The following is a 22,670-nucleotide window of genomic DNA, read 5'->3' on the forward strand; positions in this document are numbered from 1 at the left end:
TCAGCGGCTGACGTGAGGTGTATGTTCGTACTTTAAAACCGGCTTTCTTGCCGCCTTGGTTTCATCCATTCTTTTGACAACTGTTGTATGCGGCGCCTCCTGAACGATTTCAGGCGATTCCTCCACTTCCCGCGCAATTTGAATCATGGCATCTATAAACGCATCAAGCGTTTCCTTTGATTCCGTTTCCGTCGGTTCGATCATGATGCTTTCTTCAACATTGAGAGGAAAATACACAGTCGGCGGATGATAGCCGAAATCCAAAAGCCGTTTGGCAATATCAAGCGTTCGTACGCCGAGCTTTTTCTGCCTTCTTCCCGATAACACAAATTCATGCTTGCAATGACGGTCATACGGGAGATCATAATAAGGCGCGAGTCTTCTCATCATATAATTTGCATTTAAAACCGCGTGTTCGGTCACGGCTTTTAAGCCGTCAGGCCCCATGGAACGGATATACGTGTAGGCTCTGACATTAATGCCGAAGTTGCCGTAATAAGGTTTTACGCGCCCGATCGACTGCGGCCGGTCATAGTCAAAAGTCAAACGGCCCTCTTTTTTCGTGAGAACGGGTTTCGGCAGATACGGAATGAATTCTTTTTTCACTCCGACCGGCCCTGAGCCAGGTCCTCCCCCGCCGTGCGGCCCGGTAAATGTTTTATGCAGATTAAGGTGAACGACGTCAAATCCCATATCTCCCGGTCTTGCTTTACTTAAAACGGCATTTAAATTCGCTCCGTCATAATAAAGCTTTCCGCCGGCCTGATGGACGATTTCAGCCATTTCCGTAATGTTTTCCTCAAATAACCCGAGGGTGTTCGGATTCGTCAGCATCAGCGCCGCTGTTTCTTCATTTACCGCTCTTTTCAAATCTTCAATGTCAACCAGCCCGTGCTCATTTGACTTGACGGTAATCGTTTCAAAACCGGCGACCGTGGCGGATGCCGGATTCGTACCGTGGGCTGAATCAGGGACAATCACCTTCGTCCGTCCGAAGTCTCCCCGCGCTTCGTGATAGGCGCGGATCATCATCAGGCCGGTCCATTCGCCGTGAGCGCCCGCCGCAGGCTGCAGCGTCACCTCGTCCATGCCCGTAATCTCCTCCAAGTGTCCGCTTAAATCGTATAAAAGCTCAAGCGCCCCCTGAACAGTATCCTCGTCCTGAAGCGGATGAATCGCGGAAAAACCTGCGATCCGGGCGATTTTTTCATTTAATTTCGGATTGTATTTCATCGTACAGGAGCCGAGCGGATAAAAGCCTGAATCAACTCCGTGGTTTCTCCTAGAAAGAGCGGTATAATGCCGCATAATATCAAGCTCTGATACTTCCGGCAGCTTTGCGTCTTCATCGCGGATATAGCCACCGGGAAGAAGGCTTTCAAGCTCTGTTTCCGGCACATCAAGCTCCGGAAGGCTGTAACCGACACGCCCTTCGCGGGACATTTCAAAAATAAGCGCCTGATCTTGATTATTCATGTTGATCCCCCAATCCCGCAATAAGCGAATCGATCTCTTCTTTTGTTCTCAGCTCTGTGACGGCAATGAGCATATGCTGATTCAGTTCCGGATACGCAAGGCCTAAGTCATATCCGCCGATGATGCCGTCTTGCAGGAGCCGCCGGTTTGCTTCCTTGACGGGAAGATTCAGCCTGACGGCAAATTCATTAAATATCGGGCCATCAAATGCTACGTGTAAGCCGGCTTTTTCCGCTTGGCGTCTCGCGTAATCAGCTTTCAATATATTTTGGCGGGCCATGTCTTTGACGCCGTTTTTTCCGAGCGCCGTCATCGCGACTGAAGCCGCTAAAGCATTCAGCGCCTGATTTGAACAAATGTTAGACGTGGCTTTGTCTCTTCTGATATGCTGCTCGCGCGCCTGAAGAGTGAGAACAAAACCTCTTCGCCCGTTTTCATCCTCCGTTTGGCCGACAAGCCGGCCCGGCACCTTTCTCATCAGTTTTTTCGTTACTGCAAAATAGCCGCAATGCGGGCCGCCGAACGCCGCAGGTATGCCGAAAGGCTGCGCGTCCCCGACGACGATATCAGCTCCGTATGCCCCGGGCGGTCTCAAAATACCGAGCGCGAGCGGGTTTGAAGAAACAATCAGCTGGCTGTTTCCTTTATGTGCAAGCGGCTCAATGTCCTTTAACGGCTCGATTTGTCCGAAGAAGTTCGGATATTGGACGATCACGGCGGCCGTTTCATCACAAATGGCATGTTCCAATGCTTCAAGATCTGTGACGCCGTTTTTCGCAGGCACCTCTACAACCTCAATATATTGGCCCTTTGCGTATGTTTTCAAAACATCCCGCGATTCCGGATGAACGGCTGCGGAAATGACGATTTTTTTCTTTTTCGTATGGCCCGACGCAAGCATCGCCGCTTCCGCCAGCGCCGTTCCCCCGTCGTACATAGAGGAGTTTGCGATATCCATTCCCGTTAATTCACAGATCATCGTTTGAAATTCAAAAATCGCCTGCAGCTCTCCTTGTGAGATTTCAGGCTGGTAAGGCGTATATGCGGTGTAAAACTCTGATCGGGATATCACATGATCGACGATAACCGGCTGGTAGTGATCGTACACTCCTGCCCCCAGAAAAGATGCATATGTAACAGCGTCTTTATTTTTCGCCGCAAGCTTCGTCAGCTCTCTCGTCAGCTCAGTTTCTGACTTTGCTTGTTTAATTTGGTAGTCTTTTTGAAACCGTACATTTTCCGGAATATCGGCAAACAGTTCATCAATTGTTTCTGCGCCGATGGCTTTCAGCATTTCTTTTTTATCCTGTTCTGTCGCGGGCAAATATCGATGCTTCATATGACTCTCCTTTTTCAGCTCTGTTTTGGACGTTTATAAAACGGTGTGCGGACAATCTTCGCTTTTACCGTTTTTTTACGGATTTCCACTTCTACTTCCGTTCCGACTTCACTGAATTCCGTTTTGATTAAGGCAAGGCCGATATTTTTCTTTAAAGTCGGAGATTGCGTGCCTGTCGTGACTTCACCGATCGGAACACCGTCTTTTTTCACGGCGTACCCGTGTCTCGGAATCCCTTTTTCAATCATCTCAAGTCCGACCAGCTTTCGCGGGGCTCCTTTTTCTTTCTGTTCGCGCAATACTGATTTCCCGAAAAAATCGGAATCTTTCTTGTGTTTCACGGCAAATCCGATTCCGGCTTCAATCGGTGTAATATCTTTCGTCAATTCCTGACCGTATAAAGCAAGCTTCGCTTCAAATCTCAGCGTATCACGGGCGCCGAGGCCGCACGGAACGAGGCCTTCATGCTCTCCCGCTGCAAGTATCTCCTTAAATAGATGAACTGCATCTTCATTACGGCAATATAACTCAAACCCGTCTTCACCGGTATAGCCTGTTCTTGAAAGCAGGACTTGGCGTCCGGCAACGTCCGCCTTATCAATAAATGTAAACGGCTTTAAGGAGGACAAATCACATTCAGTCAGCTTCGCAAGAACCGACTGAGCATTCGGCCCCTGAACGGCAAGCAGTGAAATCCCGTCAGACTGATTCGTCAGCGTGACGTCGCCTTCCGTATGTTCCGTCAGCCAAGCGATGTCTTTTTCAATATTAGACGCGTTAATCACGAGCAGATAGCAGCTCTCGCTTTTCTGATAGATCAGCAAGTCATCGACCGTACCGCCGTCAGGATAACACATGGCGGTATAGAGCGCGTTTCCCGGCTTTAAATCGGCAACGTCATTTGTCATCATTTTTTGGAGAAAAGACAGGGCGTCTTTACCGGATACTTCGACTTCCCCCATATGGGACACATCAAACAGGCCCGCTTTTGTGCGGACGGCTTCATGCTCCTCTTTAATAGAAGAAAATTGAACCGGCAGCTCCCATCCTCCAAAATCAATCGTTTTTCCGCCGTATTCTTTATACACGTCATAAAGCGGTGTTCGTTTCAGCATCATCTTCCCCCTTCAGTCATTGGCGCATTGTAAAAACATATAAAAAAGGACAGAGAAACACCTCATGAAAATGAAGGTTTCTCTGTCCCGGCACCTGAAAGTTTACTTTATGAACATATCATAAAGACGTCCCCTTTGGTGGCCTGCTTCTTCTAAACGCAGACACTCTCCAGAGTTGCGTCGAGCAAGAGTTCTTTTGCCTGAGAGATTCACTCCGCAGTTTGCTCCTTCGGCGCCCGGACGCCCATCTTCCGTCCGAGTCTCTCCCCTTGCTGTCATCCGCTCATATTTACCAATTTTATGGACATACTAAAGCAATATCTTTTAGTGAAATCATTACTTATATCCTACCACCCTCACTTACGTCCGGCAACAAAAATTATGATAAATCAGTTTTTTAAAAGAAAGGCGGTTTTGTTACATATGACAGCAGAGATCATATTTGATGCAAACTGGCCGGGAGAGTTTTCTGAGCGGCTGAAAACGGACGGTCCCTGGTCAAATTGGGAGATGTACAAACTGTCGGCCGAAGTCCAGCAGACCCTTGCCATTCCTGAATTTGAAGGATTGAGGGCTCCTTTATACCTTCCCGATTTCACTCCGCTTCCCCATCAGCTTGAGGTCGCGCAGAAAGTCGTTGAAAAAATGAATGGCAAGGCAATTTTGGCTGATGAAGTGGGGCTCGGAAAAACGGTGGAAGCGGGCCTGATTTTAAAAGAATATATGATTCGCGGGCTGGCCAAAAAAATCCTGATTCTTGTGCCGGCATCACTCGTTTCCCAGTGGGTGAAAGAGCTTCAGGAGAAGTTTTTAATACCCGCTGTTGAACAGAAGAAAAGCTATGTGTGGGAACAGTGCGATATCGTCGTTTCTTCTATTGATACGGCCAAACGCTCGCCTCACAAAGACATTGTGCTTTCTATTCCGTATGATCTCGTCATTATTGACGAGGCGCACAAGCTCAAAAACAGCAAAACGAAAAATTATGAATTTGCGAGAAGTCTTGTGAAGAAATACTGCCTGCTTCTGACGGCGACACCGATTCAAAACCGGATCGAAGAAATCTTCAATTTAGTGTCACTGTTAAAACCCGGCCATTTAGGAAACGAAAGCGGATTTCAAGAAACCTTCAATCGGAAGGACGGGATTGACGCTCATGAGCATTTGAAAGAGCTCGTCAATAAGGTAATGATCCGCAACACGCGGAGCGACACCGGCCTTACATGGACGAAGCGCCATGTGGAAACAGTGCCGATCACCTTTTCACCGACGGAACAGGCGCTTTACGATGACATCGTCGCACTGAAAAACGGCACGGAAAAGCCCGCAAGCGCATTTTCCATTATGACGCTGCAAAGAGAGTGCTGTTCAAGCAGGGAAGCCGTGTATATGACGCTCAAAAAAATGCTTGACCAAAAAGACAAACAAGCGCCCGCATTCGATGATCAGACGATCGCTAATTTAATGGACCGCATTAATCAAGTCACGCAAAACTCAAAAGCGATTCAAGTTGTTGACTTGATCCAAAAGATTAATGATAAAGTCATTATTTTCACTGAATACAGGGCAACACAGATTTACCTGCAATGGTTCCTTCAGCAGAACGGCATAAGCTCCGTTCCGTTCAGAGGCGGATTTAAACGCGGAAAAAAAGACTGGATGAAGGACCTCTTCCGCGGCAAAGCGCAGGTGCTGATCGCTACAGAAGCCGGAGGCGAAGGGATCAACCTGCAATTCTGCAACCATATTATCAATTATGACCTCCCGTGGAACCCGATGCGGCTTGAACAAAGAATCGGAAGGATTCACAGACTCGGTCAGGAAAGAGATGTCCATATCTACAATATGGCGACAAAACACACGGTGGAAGAGCATATCTTAAAACTTCTGTATGACAAAATTCATTTATTTGAAAATGTCGTCGGAGAATTAGATGACATCTTAACCAAAATCAAAGTGAGCAATTTCGAAGACCATTTGCATGATATTTTATGCCATTCGCTGACAGAGGAAGAAATGAGAATCAAAATGGACAATCTCACCTCTTTTCTGTCGTACGGTACGGGAAAGCCCGCCAGAAAAAAAGGATCTTAATCTAAAAGGAGGAAGCGCGACATGAGACAGCAGGAGGTTCACGAATTTTTACTGCGATTTTTTGAAGCGAACCACTGTCCGATTACAGAACACGGGCCGGGTTTTATGACGGTTCAGTTGACGGTCGAGATGGACAAACAAATTATGAACCGCCCGTTTTATTGGCATTGGCGTGAAAAAACGGGCGGCGAACCGAACCCGATGAAGATTACGTTCATCACTGATAAAGAAACGGCTCCGGAGGATATGGACGGCGAATTTATTTACTTTGGAGCCCCGCGCCTCTTTCAAATCTTTCAAGCAGTTAAACAAAATGGGAGATTTACAAGAATATATGAGAAAATTGTATCAGCCGGAGCCAGAGTTCCGCTTCAGCCCTGGCTTGGATTAAATGTAGTGATTTCATACCAATCCGACATGAAAAAAGACAGACTTTTGTCTTTAGGCCTGCATCTTGTTTCTGGAACAATTATAGAAGGGTTTCAGCAGAAGCTTGCACCGCTTCCGCTGACCTCACAAATATCAGACTATTGCTTTACCATATCGCCGATGATTAAGCCGGAAAGCGGGATTAAAAGGATGGAGCATTACTTAAAAGACGCTGCCGCCAAAGAGCCGTCAGACTGGGCTGACAGCGCGATCGCCAGATGGAAAAAGGACCTCAGGCTGCTCGATCAGTTTTATGAGCAGACAGAGGAAAAACCTGAGGAATACCATTTGGAAAAACAAGCGCTGAAAGCCTTATATCAGCCGAAAATTCACATTCAGATCGAAAACGGCGGTTTATTTTTCCTGCAAAGTAATTTTTCTGGATAAGCGTTATCCATTCGACACCTTTCCCGTTTTTTCTGGAAATTCTATATTATAATAAAAGTATATAGAAAAAATTTCTGGCGTTTCGCATGCGATGAATCACTTCCAGACATGTAAAGAAAAGGTCATGGGCGGATTGGCTGAAATACATAAACAAGTATTTTAGGAGGAGAAAATGCATGAAAAATGCAAAAATGGAATTTTCGCAATTAGATAAGGAATGGGTTGAGCTGATATTAGAAGCCCAAAAAGCAAATATCAGCCTGGAAGAAATACGCAAATACCTGCTTTCGAATAAAAAGTCTTCTCAACATATCCAGGCAGCCAGAAGTCATACCGTAAATCCTTTCTGAATGTGCTATAATATCACAAGGAAGGTGATGACATTGATTGGCCAGCGTATTAAACAATACCGAAAAGAAAAAGGCTACTCACTATCAGAACTAGCTGAAAAAGCTGGGGTAGCGAAGTCTTATTTAAGCTCAATAGAACGAAATTTACAGACGAACCCCTCCATTCAATTTCTCGAAAAAGTCTCCGCTGTTCTGGACGTCTCGGTTCATACTTTACTTGATGAAAAACATGAAACCGAATACGATGGTCAATTAGATAGTGAATGGGAGAAATTAGTTCGCGATGCAATGACATCCGGGGTATCAAAAAAACAATTTCGTGAATTTTTAGATTATCAAAAATGGAGAAAAGCGCAAAAAGAGGAGTAGTGCCGCCATATGTGCACAACTCCTCTTTTAACTGTCCGACTTTCGGATTAGTTTTTATCCTCACTGTGAGCCTTTTCATTTTCCTTGACGTAACCGTCTTTATCCGTATGATCTTTCGTAATGGTCAAGCCGTTCCATTGCGTTGCTTCAAAAGAGAATTGAAGAGAAATCGCATTGCCTTGGAACTTGTTTTGCACACTTAATCCGTCCGCAGTTTTAGCGGTGTCATTTTTAAATTTGATTTCCATTCTCACCTGATCATAATCAGCAGGCGTTTTCGGAACTCCGTCGTACTCAGGAGCTGTTTTGCCGTTAATGGTTGCTACATTGACTTTTCCGCTCTCACTCAAGAATTTCGGATCAATGTGCTTGCTGATCGCTTCGGCAGCTGCTTTATCCTGTTTTGTTGACATTAAGTATAAGTCTTTCAGGCTGGCCGCCTTCAAAATGATATTTTTAGGATAGCCGTTGCCCCCTTCTTTGCCGACTGTCAGAACCGTAATTTCAAACTGGCTGAGGAAATCCTCCGCAGATTCATTTCCTTTCTTTGCTCCTTTAAAGTCAGTAAAATTCAAAGCCATCAGCACTTCTTTAATGGCAAGTGAACCGTTGTTTCTGAATTCGAAATCTTTCGTCAATTTATCGCCTGGTTTTAAGTTTGACAAATTGACATTGGCTGATTGTTCTTTAGCCGATAAATCAAGTGTTCCTGATGCAAATGTAGCGTCTGTCGACTTCACATCATTAAATGCGGCCCATGTGCCTCCTCCTACTAATGCTAAACCGAGTGCGGCTGAGGCAACGCCCAAGCTTAATTTCTTTTTCATACCCATGTTTGTACTCTCCCCTTACTTTTTAGTTTTGTTATCAAATCCTGTCGCCAGGTTGCAACCGTATTCATGTAGAGATGGTTCCCTTTTTCGCATGTTCTTCCAGCGCTTTCGTTTTCCGCTCAATATCGCGAAGGGCGCTGACAATGACTGTTATGGAGTAAATCAAAAGCATGACGCCGGGAACGATTAACAGAATCGCCGTTCCGATCGGCTGGCTGGCCAAATGGATGACATATCCGGCATACGGAAGCTGATATCCCGTATACTGGGCCGCCACTTTTTCAGCTTGAACGGGTGCGGCATCCGGGGCGGCATTATGATCCCCTTTTGTCTCAAACAGCAGGTTCCCGTCCTTTTTTGTGATCCCGATTATTCTGTGTGTGACGGCTGTTCCGTCATCTTGCGTAAAGGTGATCACATCCCCTTTTTCTAAGTCATTCACGTCGGAAATTTTCTTTACCGCTATGAGCGAACCCGTCTTAAATTCCGGGTCCATTGAACCCGACAGCACGGATTTCAGCGTGTAGCCGAAGATGGCCGGCTCACCCCCGGAAGCCCGGGTCGAAATCACCGTTAACGTCAGCACAATAATCAAGCTGAAGATGACGGCATACAAAATATTACTGATCAGTTTCAGCGTTTTTTTCATGTTCTTCCCCGCTTTCTTTTACCGGCTCTGCCGGCTCTTTCTCCGTTTTCTTTAGATCGGAAACGGTCGCCTGTTCCCGGCATTTGACGAGTTTCATTGGTTTTGACCACTCAAATTTTTCTTCGTCCGCCGGATACCCTTCAGGCTTGTAAACCTTGAATGCGTATATGCCCGGCTTCAAAGACCGCTTTGACTCAATTTTATAAATCGTTTTGCTTTTTTTATCAGTAATAAGCCCTTTATCCACAACATTGCCGTTTCGTAAAGGCTGCTGCGGAGAAGCGATTTTATGGAGCTCCCATTTCCAGTCAGAAACAGTCCGCTCTTTTCCCTTATTCTCCAGCTCGGCATAGAGCTGAAGCGGCGCACACACGGTGCCTGACGTATCAGTTTGATTTGTTATATGTAAATCACTTTGATCCCAGCGTTCGTCATAACGGCAATCGTCATCCGTATATTGAAAATCTCCGCACGTTTGAACCGGGAGACTGAAGCTTTTCACATCATTGAAGGAGGAACTTGTATCACCTGTGAACTGAGCACATATCGTCACAGACAGGCAAAAAATGAACGAAAGCCGTAAAAATAGCATCATCCGCCATCTCACCTTGCCCTTTTTTTCCATTCGCAACAATCGGAACATGCCTTACCCCCTGTAAAACTGTTAATAAATATGACAACCGTTCTCTTTAAAGAACCGTATGAACAAAGTATAATCAAGGATTATCGTCTTGAAAAATGTCAAATTCGGTCAAATTGTTCGTTTTTGAGAATGGTATCTTTCAAAAACATCGTTTTGCTTCAAATTACACACCTTTTTGGAATTTTTTCTAATAAAACGTGAGAAAATAACGAGGTGCCTAGCACAAAATGGAAAGTATATACAGCGAAAGGACGAAGAATGATGATCAAACAAAGTCTGATTTGCCTTTCTCTTCTTGTTTTCGGGGTTTCAGGAACAGCTCAGGCGGAAACGGTGCCTTATTATGCTGTTCACCATAAATCAAAATGGGAAAAGTTAGCAGAAAAAGAAGCTAAAAAAAGATATCCGCTCGCCCAAACGTTATTTATTCAAAAGGTGTGGGATCGGAAAAGAAAGGACGAAGCAGTCAAGCAATACCACTTGACATTGCGGGATGGCGCAAAAGAATTTGGTGTGTTTGTTACGATTTCTTTTAATCCCTACAGCCAAAAGGTAAATAAAATTGCCGTCATTGAGGAATACCAATAAGGCCCTCCTGTATCAGGAGGACCTTTCGGGTGATTCAACTTTATTTTTTCCGCTTCATCCACAGCTTAAAACTGTACGGCAATATTCCGAACCAGTGCTGAGAAGCCGGTACTTTCTTTTCTTTCCGCACTTCTTTTCGCTCTTTCCGTTCCTGTTTCGGCGTATCGAAATATTTAACGAATTGCTCTGTCATATATTTTACATAATCATTTGTTTTCACGGCTCTCACCTCATAGTGCTGTCTTTACTATGAAGTGTTGTCCCGCCGCCTCTTTTTTATACTTCCGTCCATTGAATCAGCTGTTTCTTCTTCTGATCGAACAAAAGGTGAGCCTCCCGTCTCGTGCCTGTCGTGGTTTCCGCCTGAATTGTAACCTGAACCGTTTCCCGGCGATCACTCCCGGTGATGTGGAAGGAAACAGTTCCGTACGGAAAACGCTGTGTACCAGCCCGGGCCTTTTTTCCCTGTGCCATATGGCGGCTTGACAGCAGCGCGCCGTTTTGGAGCAGGTTCTCTCCGATCCAGTACTCCCCGGCCTCTTTTGCAAATGTTTTTCGGGTGATGAAATCAGATGAAGTATAGCTGATGACAAGTAAAACTGCGGCAGAAACAAACAGAACCGCGGGATATATAAAACCGTCAGATTTGCACATTTAATCACCTTTAAAAGAGCTGTAAACCGGAATGACCGCCTGCTTCTTTTTACCTGCAACGCTTGAGATCTCTAATAAGATCAGACCGTTTTTCACATCAGCCGTTAATGATGCCGCGTTTTGCAGGATCGGCACGTGGCCTTTTCCGTTTACTCTTTTCCTTATCATCTTATGATAAATTTCAAAACGCACTTCTTCGCCTCCTGTTTTCCGGCATGCTAACGCCCGTCCGCCGTCCGCCGGCTTCACAATCTCAGCCTGTTTACATTCGTTCATGATCTGCTGAACGGCAATTTGATGCTCCCGGCTGTCTAATCCGCCGTTATCGGCCCGGTTTGATAAAAATAGATGTAAAATCGGGCCCAGGGTTCCTGATAGGAAAAGACAGACTGCCAAGGAGAACAAAACATTAAGAAGCGTAAAGCCAGTCTGTTTTGAGAATACTGAGGCACATTTCTTTTTCACCGCGGTCAGCCGCACACACTTTGTAATACTCACCATCCTCCTTCCACTTCACATCGGGAGACGGCGGCTTTTTTCCGGTCATCATATAAGTGCTGATATGTTTTTGAAGAAGCTGGTACGCTTCCTGGCGATCTTCTATTTTCAGACCATCTGTCAGCATGTCCGTCCAGACCGGAATGATAGACGTCATAAGGAACAGCCAAATGGCCATTGCTGATAGTGTTTCAATAGTAGAGAACCCCTTATTTCCGTTTAGCATGGACATTTCCGCTCCCTAAGTAAACTGTTATCTCATAGGTGAACCCGGCGCTCTTCAATTGAATCTTTCCTCCCGAATTCGGATGGCCTTTTTCGTTAAATTCAAGGCTCTCCGGTAAAGTCACAAGTGTAATATGAAGCGAATCAAAAGAACGCTCGACAATCCTTCCGCCTGACTGCAGTTTGTATTTATGCTCTTTTGGAAGAAAAGTGATTTTTGTTCTTTTATGTTCTGCGATAGCCGTTTCCTGAGCAAGCTGAATATCTTTTTGGAGCTGTTCTGTTTTTTGCCGCACGGCAAGGTGGGTGCAGACCGCCGGAACTGTCGTGAACAAAACCGTCAGCAGGACGGACGCCAGGCTTAACACAATCAGGCTTTCAAGAAGGGTAAACCCATTTTCTGTCCGCCTGTTATTGTTCAACTGTAACTTCTCCGCCACTAATTAAGATCTGTTTACCATTCGGGCAGGCTGTATTCTTTTTGATATACCCCTCTGATTGTAAATCGTTCATATCCGGCATTTTACCGTCATGATCGATTTCGTACGCCGTCACTTGGGCTTTCACCATATTCTGCAGTCCTTCACAGCCTTTATGCTGAATGCTTTGATTATGTTTTGTAACGTTAGGAATGGTAATTAAAAGCAGAATGGAAACGATAAATAAAACGATCAGCATTTCAATTAAAGTAAATCCATCTTGATTTTTCAGACGAAGCACTCCCTTACATTTGGTTCATCATCTGGTACATCGGCATCAGCATTGACATGTAGACAATTAAAATCATACCGGCCACAACACCGTAAATGACAGGCTGGAGAATGCCGGTATACTTCGCCGCGTTTTGTTCAAGACGCTCCATCATAAACTGGCTGTAAGTATAAAGTTCGCGGTGAAGCAGGCCGTTTGCCTGTCCGTGGCTGACTGCAGCCGCAAGATCTTTTTCATAACACGGATGCCCGGAAAGAGCGGATTCTATGGTTTCTCCGGCTTTCAGACGTGTAATGAGCATCTCTGCTTCTTCACGATAAAAAGGCAGAAAAGATTGTTCTTTAAAAGCTGTTAAGCTGTCATAGATAGAAAGGCCGGATTTCAGAAGACTGCTGAGCTGTAAAGAGAAAAAGTAGCTGTTAAAAAGAACGGCCGCTTTTCCTATGAGGGGTATTTTCACAACAATCAGCATTTTATCTTGCGGGGATTTTTTCTTACATAAGAACCAAACGTACAAAAACAAGCAGAAAGCGGCGGACAGCGCCAGTGCGCAGGCTTCATGAAAATGCCGAAAAAACGCAAAGATGAAAGCAGTCGCACCGGATGTATTCATATTCATTGATTGATAAATCCCAGAAAACTGCGGAATAATTAAACTTTGCAGGATATAAAACATGACACAGACGGAAGATATTAAAAACATCGGATACCGGAGCATTTTTTTGATTTGATTCGTCTGCATGAGCTTTCTCTGTAACAAGTCGCCGCTTTGTTTCATCGCCCCCGGCAATTCCCCGTGTTTCTCAGCGAAATAGCAGATAGAGACGGCTTCTTTATGAAAAGACAGTGCCTCAAGCACTTGGTAAAACGCATCACCTTCCCTCAGCCGGCGGATTCCGTCCGTCAGCTCTGCAAGCTGACGTTTATGCAGCTGGAGTTTCAGCAGTCTTAGCCCTTCAATCAGACTGTATCCTTTTTCCGTCATTTCACCGAGCCTTTTCAAAAAAGCCGCTTGATCCTTCAACGGCCAGGTTCGTTTAATCCGCTTCATGATACACCCACCGATCGTAATTGTCGGTCGTGACATAGCCGAGCGCGATTCCTTTTCTGATCAGCCTGCGGAGCGTCTGATATTGAAAATTGGCGTGCTCTCCCTTTGCTTCCTGAAAGCATTGGGTGAGGTTTTTCCCGTAGAGCAATTCATAAATGCCCGCACGGCGTGTCTCCCTGTACATCCGGCAGTACACGGAACAGTTTTCCTCTTTGCAGAACGGACATGTTAAATCAACCAGACGCTGAGCGGCAATGGCAATGACGGTTTGTTCAATTTCTGTCATGTTCACGCCGAACTCCAGCAGCCTGTATATGGCGCCCTTAGCATCTCTTGTATGCAGGCTTGAAAGAACGAGGTGTCCCGTCATGGCCGCGCGGACTGCGATTTCAGCCGTCTCGGCATCCCTGATTTCCCCTAAGATGATCATATCGGGATCATGTCTTAAAATCGCTTTTAAACCGGCGGAATATGTGACTCCGGCTTTTTCATTCACCTGAACTTGCAACACATCCTCATCTCTTGTTTCTACGGGGTCTTCAAGCGTGACAATACGCCGGTTGAAATGCCTTTTTGCATAGTTGACAAGCGAGTAAAGAGTGGTCGTTTTTCCAGATCCGGTGGGGCCGGTAAACAGAAGCAGGCCGTGCGAATGCTTCAGAAAGGACAATAATGCGGCGCCCGCCCCCCGAAATAAGGACAATTTATCCAGAGGGGGAATCTGCCGCTTAGGCAAAAGCCTGATGACAAGACTTTCATCATTCATTGTCGGCAAGGTTGACATTCTCAAATGAACGGTTTCCGCCGGAAGCGGCAGAGACAATGACCCGTTTTGCGGCTTACGTCTTTCTCCTATATCCATGGCCGATAAAAACTTAAAATGAGAAATAAGCCTTACGCATTCCTCTTTTTTTAAGACTCTTTTTTTCACAAGAGCATGGCCGATGCGAAAATGAATGAAAGCATCCTTTTCTCTCGGCACAATGTGTATATCTGAAGCCCTTGCCGTATAGGCCTCGTTTATGATGTTCCTGCTGTATGTTTCAATATTTTTCACAAGACTTCCCTCCTTCCGCACGTATTGTAAATCAGATACACAAAATCCGGCAAAGGAGAGATTATGCGTTTTACAGTGTGTAAAACGTAAAAAAATAAATAATAAGCCCCCTGACTTTGATTTACCGAATGAAATCGGGAACCATTCGGCCATTTTCAGCCAGCCATCAAAAAAAGCAGGCGTTTGCCTGCTCTTCTTAGCGTTTCTTTTCTTTCCGCAAATATTTTTTTTGATGCTCCCTCAAAATGTCCCCTGTCCAGCCTTTCTGCCGCAGATAAATATAAATCAGCAGGGTTGATACAATAATGAGCACGATGGAACAAATATACGCATATTTCCAATGAAGCTCCGGCATGTTATCAAAGTTCATCCCCCAGAGAGCTCCAAGCGCCGTCATCGGTGTAAAGAGAGTTGTAAAGATCGTCAAGGCTTTCACAATTTCATTTCCTCTTTGGGAGGTAATGACTTCCTCGGCGTGCAGCAGATTGCTCAATTCCTGATCAAACTCATTGATATATGTAATTCCTCTTTCCATCTTTTGATGAGCTCTCAGGTAATCTTTCTGCCTGTCATTTTTCGGGAGAAAAGCTTCTTTTAAAGCCATTTCCACTTTTTTAGCCCCCAGTGTAAGGCCTTTCCAAATGAACAGCTCATGGCGCAGTTTATGCACATTTTCCAAGATTCCTTTGCTGTTGTCATCATGAATCTGCCATTTCAGCGTCCGCTGCTTGACTTCAAATTCATCCAGTCCGATCAGATATGAATTCATCAGCTCTCCCAGCAGAACAAAAAAGCCTTCAATCGGATTTTCACAGGTTTGAATCTGCTGTGTGGCATGCTTTTCTTTTACACCGCGCAGCAGCGAAAAATCAAAATTAATTGTAAAAAAGAATTCTCTCGTAATATAAAAGTGAAATACGGTATGGTTTTTTTCATCATCTAATCCTTGATGATAGATTAAAGAACCGAAAACCGCTTCATTATTCTGATCATTTGTATCTGAGCGCAGAAAGTTTATATGATTTTCATGTTCAAACCACTTTTCGCATTGCGGCCAGTGATTGTGATGGATCATTTTTTTCGCTTCCGTTTTTTCATGCGGACCGAGCTGGTACCACAGCCAGTCCGCTCCCGAATGTACCTTCATCTCTTGTCATCCTCCAGTATCGCTTTCTTGTTTTATTACCGTAAATGAAGCAGGCTAAACCAGGTTCGATGTTTGAGCAGCTTTCTACAGTGGTATTATTCCGAAAAAAGGGAGGTGCAAGCCTTCCTTCGCGGAAGGCGTTACATTGTATATCATCAAACTATCTGCCATCGTACTATTTATTTTATTAACGGCGTGTTTTGTCGCCATAGAGTTTTCAATCGTTAAAGCAAGGCGCTCCCGCATTAATCAGCTCATTGAGGAAGATGTAAAAGGAGCAAAAGCAGCCAAGCATGTCATTACACACCTCGATGAATATTTATCGGCGTGCCAATTGGGTATCACCGTCACCGCTTTGGGAATCGGCTGGCTGGGTGAACCGACAGTCAAAGCAATGCTTCAGCCGTTGTTTTTAAAGACCGGAGTTCACGAAGCGGTTGCCCAAGTCCTGTCATTGATCATCGCCTTTCTGCTGGTTACATATGTGAATGTCGTCATCGGCGAACTCGCCCCGAAAAGTTTTGCTATCCAAAAAGCCGAGCGGATTACACTTTTGTCTGCCAGACCGATGATTTTGTTTTATAAGTTAATGTTTCCGTTCATCTGGCTGCTCAATCATTCCGCCCGCCTGATTACAGCCATGTTCGGCTTGAAGCCTGCTTCCGAACATGAAATGGCTTATACGGAAGAGGAATTGCGGGTGCTCCTTGCCGAAAGCTATCGAAGCGGCATGATCAAAAAAAGCGAGCTCCATTACGTAAATAACATTTTTACATTTGATAAGCGCACTGCCAAAGAAATTATGGTGCCCCGGAATGAAATGGTGAGCCTGCCGTTAGACAGCGGATCGGGACATATGCTCCGGGACATTATCAAAACAAATAAATATACCCGGTATCCTGTAGTAAAAGGAGATAAAGATCATGTAGTCGGCATCATCAATATAAAAGAAGTTTTATTCAGATTCCTGTCAGAAGGAGCGGCGTTTACAAAACACGAACTCAGCCCTTACATCCAGCCGGCAATCCATGTGATAGAGACGATTCCGATTTATCAATTATTCGTTAAAATGCAGCGGGAACACGCCCATATGGCTATTCTCATTGATGAGTACGGCGGAACCGCGGGATTAGTAACGGCGGAAGATATCATTGAAGAGATCGTCGGCGAAATCCGCGACGAATTTGATACGGACGAAACACCTTCCGTTCAAAAGCTTGGGAAGAACCGCTATCTCCTGAACGCCAAATTGCTGATCAGTGACGTCAATGATTTACTCGGAACAGAGATTACGGCTGATCAAGTCGATACACTCGGGGGCTGGTTTCTTACTCAGCATATTGACGCGAAGCCCGGGAGCACCATTGATTTTGAAGGCTACACATTTACGGTAAAAGAAATCGACAGCCATCATATCATTACGATTGAAGCTGACAAAGCTGAATAGCTGAGGGAGAAATCCCTCCCGGCCATTCAGCTTTTTATCATCTTAATGATTCTTTTACGATAAATCCGTTTTTTGCCAGTGCTTTCGCCAGACTCTGCTCCGTTTTCACCTGAGAAAAATCGATTCCGAGCTTCACGACGGTCTGCGCGATTTCCGGCCTGATGCCTGAGATTGTCGTTTCTATGCCAAGAAGTTTTGTGCTGTCAATCACTTTAAAAATCTGATAAGCGACCATCGTATCCACAATCGGCACACCTGATATATCTAAAAATAAATAAGAAAGACGGAGTGAAGAACATTGATCAAGCACCGATTCCAAAATCATTTTTGCCCGGTAGGTGTCAATTTCGCCGACGAGCGGCAAAATTCCAATACCGTCGGCAATCGGCATAATCGGCGCGCTTAGTTCGTTAATCATTTCTTTTTGGGCGTTTAATTGTGTAACCGTCACTTTATAATATTCCTCTGTAAATACTTCAATCATATGGTCAATTGCTTTGTTCAGCTTCTCTCCCCATTGGAATACCGCATTCGCCCCAGGCTTCTCAGACATCGTTTCACAGCATGTCTGTATGCGGTTCCAGACCAATCTCCGGAATTCTTTAAAGCTCGTGACGCTTTCATAGACCGGTACTTCATGGACGGCCCGGTCCCTTGCGAACTGAAGCGCCCATTTTGTCAGCTCCTCTTCCCCGCCGTCTTTTTCCGATAGAATGCCGGCAACGATTTCAATTAACAGACGGTGCTGCATTTCCGCTTTCTGATCATCTGAAGGCCGCCCCGATTTTGGTATGAGCAGCCACTGGCGTGTGATTTCACCTGATTCTTCAATTAAGGTTCGAGATAATGTTTCATTCAAATGTTTCACAGGTCTCCTCCATTCAAATTCCTTTGTATGTATAAATCGGCGCCTGACGCACATACTGTAATTACATCCGATGGGCTATAGCCAAGCGGTAAGGCAATGGACTTTGACTCCGTGATCGTTGGTTCGAATCCAGCTAGCCCAGTCCCGCAACCGCAAAAAACGAAGATTAGCTGATAAATTTGATCAGCGGATCTTCGTTTTTCTCTTATGATACAGATTGATGTACCGTTTTTTTCTTCGTCAGCTTCATCAGTTCCCCTGGATTGTATCCGATAACGAGCTTATTGCGATCGATCAGAATCGGACGCCGCAGCAGTTTCGGCTTCTCAGTCAAAAGCTTCAGCACTTCATTTACAGTCATTTCTTCAATGTTCAGGTTGAGATTTTTAAATGTTTGGCTTCTCGTCGCCAATATTTCATCAATTCCTTCGGTCGTTAATGATAGGATCTGCTTCAATTCATCAATTGTCGGTGTCTCCCTGAATAGATGGCGCTCTTGAAAGTCAACATTGTGGGCTTTTAACCAATGTTTCGTTTTTCGGCATGATGTGCAGCTCGGGTATGAATAAAAAATAAGTTCTTTCATTTTTAAAAATTCCTCCCTCGGATAATCCGTCTCTTTGTTAACATAAGTACCCTGAACTTTTTTTCATTAAACATATTTCAAAAAGATTTTTCGGATCTTTTTCAGAGAGCGGCATAAGATATAAAACACAGGGAAAGACATAAATTCCACAATAAATATAATCATGAAAATGTTTACATTTTGAGTGCCGATCTATTATAATAAACTTCAGATAGACTCTCGGGAGGGGATAAGGAATGAATCGCATGTTCCGGGTGTTAGGATTTTGGACGGGGATATTTGCAGTCATGTTTTTTTTAGGGGGCATGAAAGACGCTTCACTTTTGTTTTTTGGACAGACGATCTTTTTCGTATTTCTTTCTTATTTGAATCTGACTGAGCGGATGTATATTTATATTTTCGGAGCTTACTTAACCGTATTTTTCGCCGGATTTACATATTACTCTATTTTTATTATGACACCGGGCGGCGGAACCCACTGACAGAAAAAGACAGACCATTATGGTCTGTCTTTTTTCATTTACAGTGAAAAACCATTGATAAACGGGTTTCGCTCCTGCTCTGTCTGGATATCCGTTTCCGGCCCGTGCCCGCTTAATACAAGTGTATGTCCGGGAAGTGTGAGCAGTTTTTGATGAATGGAATCAAGCAATAAGTCCTGACTTCCGCCGTGTAAATCAGTTCGGCCGATGCCTCCCTGAAAAAGCACATCACCTGAAATCACCAGATCAGCGTCCTTCACATAATAAGAAACGCTTCCCGGTGAATGTCCCGGCGTGAACAATGTCTCCAAATGGAAAGGTCCGATGTCCAATATGCCGTCGCCTTCAATCAGCCGTTCGGCGGGCCGTGCCGTTACGGCGATGCCCCGCAATATGCCTGATCCGTTTAAGGAAGAGTCCTCCAGCCACTTTTCTTCATTTTTGTGAAGATATACGGGAACATCCCATCTGTCTCTTACTTCATCAAGCGCGCCGATATGGTCAAAATGAGCGTGCGTCAGTAAGATGGCCAGCGGCTTCAGATTGTTTTCTTTTATGTAATTGTTGATTTTGTCCGCTTCCCCGCCCGGATCAAAAATAAGACAGGACTGATCCTCACTGACAAGAAAATACGCGTTTGCCTGAATCGGACCGGCCGGCATTCGTCTCCATTTCACTTTCATCACCTCTTTATGTATATGCCCTTATTATGAAGGTTTTCTGCGGAAGATTCAATGAATGCGTCCGGGAAAACGCTATCGACAAACAAAATGAAAACGGTTAAAATGAAATGGAAAGATTTTCAGGTTCCAATGACAAAGGAGGAGCATCATGTTACTTGTTGTAATCTTCGGCCTTGTCGCATTATTAGCTGTATTAGGAGTCCTGCGGGCTGTCAGACAGAGAAATATCCTGGGATTTTTGTTAGCCGCCGCCACGCTGGGCGTGTTTGGCTGGTTTACCGTAATGACTGTTGTAACCAGCGGCTATCCGACTGCACATTAAAAGCCTGTATCCAATGGATACAGGCTTATTTTTTTATTGCTGCAAATGTTTGCTGACACTTTTGATTTTGCTCTCCAGCGTCGTTTCTTTATCACGTCTGTCATCAATGCGGATATTTGTCGCCACTCTGTGCAGCCCTTTTTGGAACGGGGCTTCGTGAATGTCCTGAATGACTGCGAATAAGTCGCTCAGCTCACCTTCAATCAACGTGTTCATCGGCGTAAGCTGAAATTTGATTTTGCCGGCAGCTTTGTAACCCTCCAAAATGTTTTGCACATCCGCTACGTACTCACTGACGCTAGGTGTTTTTGTTCCGATCGGAATGATTGTCACATCTGCAATTGCCATTTGGTTCAAACTCCTTTTTCATTTGTTATGATTGGTTCTGTCAGGCCTGTTTTCAGTGAAATCAGACGGTCATACGTAAAGCCGTATAAAGCGTATTCCCCGTTCGGAGAGATCTGAATCGGCTCCATTTCCGTGTTTTTGAGCACCGTCCGCTCCCGTTCGTCTCCTAAGTCAAAGCTGATCAGATTGTAAGAGCGGCCTTCAGGCTTGAATATGTAAAACCGCTTGTGTGTCTGATCGTAATCATATTCCATCGGCGCAAAGCTCTCATACTTTTCTTGGAGAGGAAAGCGGTGTGTCACGGATGCCGGCTTTTGGAAAAGGAACTCGCCGTCTCCGTCCGATTGCTCCGTTTGTCTGACGGCAATCGTCATGCCCGGGCGGGAATCGGCCCAGATGACGTGATGAAGCACTCTTTTTTCTTTTTTTGTCTGCAAGTCATAAGAATATAAAGGACCCTCTTCCTCCGTTTTTCCTTGCTTGATATATTGGAATTCATCAGTGGAAGTCCAATGGACAAAAGGGGCCTGAACGGGACTCTTTTTTAAAATGCCGTTGTTCATATCGGCCGTATAGGCTGTGAAGTCCCATGTTTCAGTAAAAACGGTAATCATCATTTGATACGGGTCATACGGATTCCAAGCCGTCTCCAGCTCATAAGAGTTAAAGGCTTTGTGATAAAGTCTTTTCCCCTGCTTGTTCATAAGCACAAGCTCAGTCTGACCTTTGCTTGTCACCTGTACGAGAATCAGCTGTTTTTTCCGGCTGATCTTTACATTGACAATATTGCCCTTTGTTTCATAGAGCCGTTCGGATTTTCCGCTGAAAAGATCATATTTCATCAGCTGATGATGTGCTGTATACAGGATCGTTCTGTTATCCAGCCATCCTTCCGTTTTCTCCGCTTCCTTTTTACTGAGCGGAACGATTTTCTGTTCTGCCGATTTTTCCGAAACGCCTGTGTCTTGCTGCTGATGAGATGGTTCACAGGCCGCTAAACACAGAACGAATGCGGACAGCAGAACACAAACCAAGTATCTCACCAGCCTTCCCTCCATTCTTTTCTATTGTCCCATATTTGTTTATGTAAACAAATGAGAAATTTCACAGATGTCTCAAAAAACAAGCGACCTCCACAAAATACCTTCCGTCGCTTGATAAATATCAGCAAACTGATGAAAAGGCAAAGGGTTTTTTCCCTTCCCGAGCTCAATGGTATAGCCCTCTTTTCCATACTGCTGTATAAACCAATCCCTAAAACCGGCATGGCTGTCAATGGTTTTAACGCCTTGATAGCGGTTTCCGCTTATCGCTTCAAACTCCCGAATCATCCGGGATGATTGCTCCGGTTCACATCCTTCGTATCCCCAATAAATCTCTTCTCCCTGCGTATGAAGCGCGATCAGCCTGTCAGGCGGCTGTTCCGTTATCAGCCGGTGCATCGCCTGCGCCTCCGGTTCAGTGAGCGGCGCCGTCCCCGGAAAATCACGGTATGAAGGGGCTTTCGGTTTGCGCCTCTGTTCAATATCCCAATTGGATGGGAAATGTTTATTTAAATCCACACCGTTTATATTCGCCTTCCATTCGCGGAAATCCGGGCGGTGCTCATTTAATTGATGAAGAAATTCATTTTTTTCTGATAAATCTCCACATCCGTAAAGTACGAGATCAACCCCGTCGGGATTTACGAGCGGAACGAATGACAATGATGTCCGGCTGAATATATCAAGCGCAGAGTGCCTGAAAACGGTTTTATTTTCGCATAATGCCGCGCAATATTCTTTATACCATTTAAGCGCGACCGAGGTGGTGATCCATTCATTGGCATGAAATGAGGCGTTTACATGGACTTTTCTTTCGGCCATATCCGCACCTATTTTCAGCTCATATAGCGGCTTTCCCAATACGGAACTGCCGATTTTACGGCATGTGACAAACGGAAAGACATCCGTTATTTTCTCAATTTCTTCATAAACCGATTGGGAGCCGTACACCTTTTCTTCCTTCACCCATTGATCAGCGGAAAGAATCCTTTCACAGTGCCGGATGTATCGCGAAAGCCCGCTCAGCGTCTCAAGCGGCGGACCCTCTGACTGCCCGCTCACGGCAAAGCCGGGACAAAATAATTCATCGTTTTCCGCCGTTTTATCAGCGGCTTTCAACAGTTTTTCATCAATTGAAAGCACCTTTGCAATATCTGTCATATGCTGTTTCAATTCAGGTTTGACACGAATTCCCGCCATGTTCATCCCCCTTTTTAAAAACTATATGACAGGGGAGATAAAAAAAGAAAGCCGCCCGCGATATGGGCAGGCAGAC

General features: G+C 45.0%; 29 protein-coding genes, 1 tRNA gene and 1 riboswitch. Of the genes, 9 read left to right on the forward strand and 21 right to left on the reverse strand.

The annotated features are described in order from the left end of the window. Genes gcvPB through gcvT form a run of 3 tightly spaced genes read right to left on the reverse strand, consistent with a single transcriptional unit; the run spans nucleotide 1 to nucleotide 3,930 of the window. Complete coding sequence (gene gcvPB, locus SB847_RS07570) at nucleotides 1–1,476, reverse strand: aminomethyl-transferring glycine dehydrogenase subunit GcvPB (protein ID WP_410577500.1); 1,476 nt, start codon at nucleotides 1,474–1,476, stop codon at nucleotides 1–3. After that, nucleotides 1,469–2,815: an aminomethyl-transferring glycine dehydrogenase subunit GcvPA gene (gene gcvPA / locus SB847_RS07575; protein ID WP_410577502.1), complete on the reverse strand. Its 1,347-nt coding sequence runs from the start codon at nucleotides 2,813–2,815 to the stop codon at nucleotides 1,469–1,471. The genes gcvPB and gcvPA overlap by 8 nt, the downstream gene beginning before the upstream one ends. Before the next feature lie 14 nt (nucleotides 2,816–2,829). Beyond that, entirely contained in the window at nucleotides 2,830–3,930 is a 1,101-nt protein-coding gene (gene gcvT, locus SB847_RS07580) for a glycine cleavage system aminomethyltransferase GcvT (RefSeq protein WP_012117974.1), read from the reverse strand. A gap of 178 nt (nucleotides 3,931–4,108) precedes the next feature. After that, nucleotides 4,109–4,209: riboswitch (glycine riboswitch) on the reverse strand. Between the two features lie 144 nt (nucleotides 4,210–4,353). On the opposite strand from gcvT, the gene SB847_RS07585 reads away from it, so the two are divergent. The 4 genes from SB847_RS07585 to sinR all read left to right on the forward strand — a co-directional run bounded on the left by SB847_RS07585 (nucleotide 4,354) and on the right by sinR (nucleotide 7,559). Continuing rightward, nucleotides 4,354–6,024, forward strand: a complete 1,671-nt coding sequence (locus tag SB847_RS07585) for a DEAD/DEAH box helicase (protein WP_410577503.1) — start codon at nucleotides 4,354–4,356, stop codon at nucleotides 6,022–6,024. Nucleotides 6,025–6,045: 21 nt separating this feature from the next. Continuing rightward, entirely contained in the window at nucleotides 6,046–6,840 is a 795-nt protein-coding gene (locus SB847_RS07590) for a YqhG family protein (protein ID WP_014418368.1), read from the forward strand. Nucleotides 6,841–7,016: 176 nt separating this feature from the next. Further along, on the forward strand, nucleotides 7,017–7,190 hold the full coding sequence (gene sinI / locus SB847_RS07595) for an anti-repressor SinI (protein ID WP_007612543.1): 174 nt from the start codon (nucleotides 7,017–7,019) through the stop codon (nucleotides 7,188–7,190). Nucleotides 7,191–7,223: 33 nt separating this feature from the next. After that, entirely contained in the window at nucleotides 7,224–7,559 is a 336-nt protein-coding gene (sinR, locus tag SB847_RS07600) for a transcriptional regulator SinR (protein ID WP_003153104.1), read from the forward strand. Nucleotides 7,560–7,606: 47 nt separating this feature from the next. Here sinR and tasA read toward each other — a convergent pair whose 3' ends face one another. From tasA to tapA, 3 genes are all read right to left on the reverse strand, one after another. After that, the gene (gene tasA / locus SB847_RS07605) at nucleotides 7,607–8,392 is read right to left on the reverse strand and encodes a biofilm matrix protein TasA (protein ID WP_044802563.1); all 786 of its coding nucleotides are present in this window, start codon (nucleotides 8,390–8,392) and stop codon (nucleotides 7,607–7,609) included. A gap of 64 nt (nucleotides 8,393–8,456) precedes the next feature. Then, nucleotides 8,457–9,041: a signal peptidase I SipW gene (gene sipW, locus SB847_RS07610; RefSeq protein ID WP_015240205.1), complete on the reverse strand. Its 585-nt coding sequence runs from the start codon at nucleotides 9,039–9,041 to the stop codon at nucleotides 8,457–8,459. Continuing rightward, on the reverse strand, nucleotides 9,013–9,684 hold the full coding sequence (tapA, locus tag SB847_RS07615; protein WP_375004235.1) for an amyloid fiber anchoring/assembly protein TapA: 672 nt from the start codon (nucleotides 9,682–9,684) through the stop codon (nucleotides 9,013–9,015). Before tapA ends, sipW begins: the two co-directional genes overlap by 29 nt. 258 nt (nucleotides 9,685–9,942) lie before the next feature. Here tapA and SB847_RS07620 point away from each other — a divergent pair, with 258 nt between their 5' ends. Next, nucleotides 9,943–10,272, forward strand: a complete 330-nt coding sequence (locus SB847_RS07620; protein ID WP_410561511.1) for a DUF3889 domain-containing protein — start codon at nucleotides 9,943–9,945, stop codon at nucleotides 10,270–10,272. Nucleotides 10,273–10,312: 40 nt separating this feature from the next. Here the strand turns inward: SB847_RS07620 and SB847_RS07625 are convergent, their stop codons facing one another. The 9 genes from SB847_RS07625 to SB847_RS07665 all read right to left on the reverse strand — a co-directional run bounded on the left by SB847_RS07625 (nucleotide 10,313) and on the right by SB847_RS07665 (nucleotide 15,615). After that, entirely contained in the window at nucleotides 10,313–10,492 is a 180-nt protein-coding gene (locus SB847_RS07625; protein ID WP_410561510.1) for a YqzE family protein, read from the reverse strand. Nucleotides 10,493–10,548: 56 nt separating this feature from the next. Continuing rightward, entirely contained in the window at nucleotides 10,549–10,926 is a 378-nt protein-coding gene (comGG, locus tag SB847_RS07630) for a competence type IV pilus minor pilin ComGG (RefSeq protein WP_410561509.1), read from the reverse strand. Continuing rightward, complete coding sequence (gene comGF / locus SB847_RS07635; RefSeq protein WP_410561507.1) at nucleotides 10,927–11,322, reverse strand: competence type IV pilus minor pilin ComGF; 396 nt, start codon at nucleotides 11,320–11,322, stop codon at nucleotides 10,927–10,929. 13 nt (nucleotides 11,323–11,335) lie between these two features. Continuing rightward, a complete protein-coding gene (gene comGE, locus SB847_RS07640) occupies nucleotides 11,336–11,650 on the reverse strand; it encodes a competence type IV pilus minor pilin ComGE (RefSeq protein WP_174738084.1) in 315 nt (104 codons plus the stop codon). Next, nucleotides 11,634–12,071 carry a competence type IV pilus minor pilin ComGD gene (comGD, locus tag SB847_RS07645; protein ID WP_410561505.1) on the reverse strand — a complete coding sequence of 146 codons (438 nt, stop codon included), beginning with the start codon at nucleotides 12,069–12,071 and terminating at the stop codon, nucleotides 11,634–11,636. The genes comGE and comGD overlap by 17 nt, the downstream gene beginning before the upstream one ends. Continuing rightward, nucleotides 12,061–12,369 (reverse strand): competence type IV pilus major pilin ComGC, encoded by a 309-nt coding sequence (gene comGC, locus SB847_RS07650; protein WP_410561503.1) that lies wholly within the window; start codon nucleotides 12,367–12,369, stop codon nucleotides 12,061–12,063. The genes comGD and comGC overlap by 11 nt, the downstream gene beginning before the upstream one ends. Before the next feature lie 4 nt (nucleotides 12,370–12,373). Then, the gene (gene comGB / locus SB847_RS07655; protein WP_410577504.1) at nucleotides 12,374–13,411 is read right to left on the reverse strand and encodes a competence type IV pilus assembly protein ComGB; all 1,038 of its coding nucleotides are present in this window, start codon (nucleotides 13,409–13,411) and stop codon (nucleotides 12,374–12,376) included. Continuing rightward, nucleotides 13,398–14,468, reverse strand: a complete 1,071-nt coding sequence (gene comGA / locus SB847_RS07660) for a competence type IV pilus ATPase ComGA (RefSeq protein ID WP_310527547.1) — start codon at nucleotides 14,466–14,468, stop codon at nucleotides 13,398–13,400. The genes comGB and comGA overlap by 14 nt, the downstream gene beginning before the upstream one ends. Before the next feature lie 196 nt (nucleotides 14,469–14,664). Then, entirely contained in the window at nucleotides 14,665–15,615 is a 951-nt protein-coding gene (locus SB847_RS07665; RefSeq protein WP_032874012.1) for a magnesium transporter CorA family protein, read from the reverse strand. Nucleotides 15,616–15,760: 145 nt separating this feature from the next. Between SB847_RS07665 and SB847_RS07670 the strand changes: the two genes are divergently transcribed. Further along, nucleotides 15,761–17,062 (forward strand): hemolysin family protein, encoded by a 1,302-nt coding sequence (locus SB847_RS07670; RefSeq protein ID WP_346987923.1) that lies wholly within the window; start codon nucleotides 15,761–15,763, stop codon nucleotides 17,060–17,062. A gap of 37 nt (nucleotides 17,063–17,099) precedes the next feature. On the opposite strand, the gene SB847_RS07675 is transcribed toward SB847_RS07670, so the two are convergent. Beyond that, nucleotides 17,100–17,930 carry an STAS domain-containing protein gene (locus SB847_RS07675; protein ID WP_038459190.1) on the reverse strand — a complete coding sequence of 277 codons (831 nt, stop codon included), beginning with the start codon at nucleotides 17,928–17,930 and terminating at the stop codon, nucleotides 17,100–17,102. 71 nt (nucleotides 17,931–18,001) lie between these two features. Between SB847_RS07675 and SB847_RS07680 the strand changes: the two genes are divergently transcribed. Further along, a tRNA-Gln gene (locus tag SB847_RS07680) sits at nucleotides 18,002–18,072 on the forward strand. 63 nt (nucleotides 18,073–18,135) lie between these two features. Here the strand turns inward: SB847_RS07680 and SB847_RS07685 are convergent. After that, the gene (locus tag SB847_RS07685) at nucleotides 18,136–18,516 is read right to left on the reverse strand and encodes a Spx/MgsR family RNA polymerase-binding regulatory protein (RefSeq protein ID WP_003153079.1); all 381 of its coding nucleotides are present in this window, start codon (nucleotides 18,514–18,516) and stop codon (nucleotides 18,136–18,138) included. Nucleotides 18,517–18,752: 236 nt separating this feature from the next. Here SB847_RS07685 and SB847_RS07690 point away from each other — a divergent pair, with 236 nt between their 5' ends. Further along, nucleotides 18,753–18,998 carry a DUF2626 domain-containing protein gene (locus tag SB847_RS07690; RefSeq protein ID WP_003153078.1) on the forward strand — a complete coding sequence of 82 codons (246 nt, stop codon included), beginning with the start codon at nucleotides 18,753–18,755 and terminating at the stop codon, nucleotides 18,996–18,998. Nucleotides 18,999–19,036: 38 nt separating this feature from the next. On the opposite strand, the gene SB847_RS07695 is transcribed toward SB847_RS07690, so the two are convergent. Further along, nucleotides 19,037–19,675, reverse strand: coding sequence for an MBL fold metallo-hydrolase (locus SB847_RS07695; protein WP_044802556.1), 639 nt, complete (start codon nucleotides 19,673–19,675; stop codon nucleotides 19,037–19,039). A 154-nt stretch (nucleotides 19,676–19,829) separates the two neighbouring features. Here SB847_RS07695 and SB847_RS07700 point away from each other — a divergent pair, with 154 nt between their 5' ends. Then, nucleotides 19,830–20,003 carry a DUF2759 domain-containing protein gene (locus SB847_RS07700; RefSeq protein ID WP_003153076.1) on the forward strand — a complete coding sequence of 58 codons (174 nt, stop codon included), beginning with the start codon at nucleotides 19,830–19,832 and terminating at the stop codon, nucleotides 20,001–20,003. A gap of 33 nt (nucleotides 20,004–20,036) precedes the next feature. Here SB847_RS07700 and SB847_RS07705 read toward each other — a convergent pair whose 3' ends face one another. The 3 genes from SB847_RS07705 to SB847_RS07715 all read right to left on the reverse strand — a co-directional run bounded on the left by SB847_RS07705 (nucleotide 20,037) and on the right by SB847_RS07715 (nucleotide 22,594). After that, the gene (locus SB847_RS07705) at nucleotides 20,037–20,351 is read right to left on the reverse strand and encodes an MTH1187 family thiamine-binding protein (protein WP_003153073.1); all 315 of its coding nucleotides are present in this window, start codon (nucleotides 20,349–20,351) and stop codon (nucleotides 20,037–20,039) included. Nucleotides 20,352–20,356: 5 nt separating this feature from the next. Continuing rightward, nucleotides 20,357–21,394: a YqgU-like beta propeller domain-containing protein gene (locus tag SB847_RS07710; protein ID WP_410561498.1), complete on the reverse strand. Its 1,038-nt coding sequence runs from the start codon at nucleotides 21,392–21,394 to the stop codon at nucleotides 20,357–20,359. 72 nt (nucleotides 21,395–21,466) lie between these two features. Then, nucleotides 21,467–22,594 (reverse strand): M14 family metallopeptidase, encoded by a 1,128-nt coding sequence (locus SB847_RS07715; RefSeq protein WP_410577505.1) that lies wholly within the window; start codon nucleotides 22,592–22,594, stop codon nucleotides 21,467–21,469. Nucleotides 22,595–22,670 lie beyond the last annotated feature (76 nt).

This window comes from Bacillus sp. SIMBA_026 (assembly GCF_046535335.1).
Taxonomy (GTDB): domain Bacteria; phylum Bacillota; class Bacilli; order Bacillales; family Bacillaceae; genus Bacillus; species Bacillus velezensis.